Source organism: Rhizobacter sp. P2_H2, from assembly GCF_056403375.1.
In genome coordinates, this window is record NZ_JBFUFP010001826.1 from 1 (window position 1) to 551 (window position 551).

Consider the following 551-nt stretch of genomic DNA (forward strand, 5'->3'; position numbering starts at 1 on the left):
CTCCATCACCGGATTTTATTCCACGCACCGCTGTTTCACTCATTTCTTGAGTTAATTTTGGCCACATCTCCAGCCACTGCTGGTAACTGTTCCTTTGGCCTTCGAATTCTCGTAAGCGCTGGAGCAAAGGGGTATCTCGCGCCGGATCCCTGTTTTCCAACTCGAAATACATCATCCGGTCGGCGTTGATCCACCGCCAGTTCAGACCAGGCGCGCGTACTGGCGTCCAGTTGCGGATCTTGGAAGACTCATCGCCATCCCATTCCCGCTGTGCGACTTTGTCACCAAACAGTCGCTGGATCACACTTCGTTGGCGTTGAATCAACGGGCTCACATCTGCCATCGACTGCAGTGAATTCGATGCCGGCGTAAGCCGCGAGTCGACCGGTGGGCGTTCACCGCCGCGCTCAGAATCTATGGAGGATTTGGCCTCTGCGTTTCGCTGACCATCCGCGAAACTTCTCCCATCGATTGAAGACGTCAATTTCAATGCTCCTGCAGGCGAAGATCAACGGCTGCCAAGTAGTGCCCGACACAGCACAACAAGGTGC

At 54.8% G+C, this 551-nt stretch carries 1 protein-coding gene; it reads right to left on the reverse strand.

Translation table 11 applies throughout. The annotated features are described in order from the left end of the window. Positions 1-343 (reverse strand): hypothetical protein (locus AC1D15_RS36440; protein WP_477829924.1); only part of this gene is annotated, 343 nt, incomplete at its 3' end. Positions 344-551: the final 208 nt, after the last annotated feature.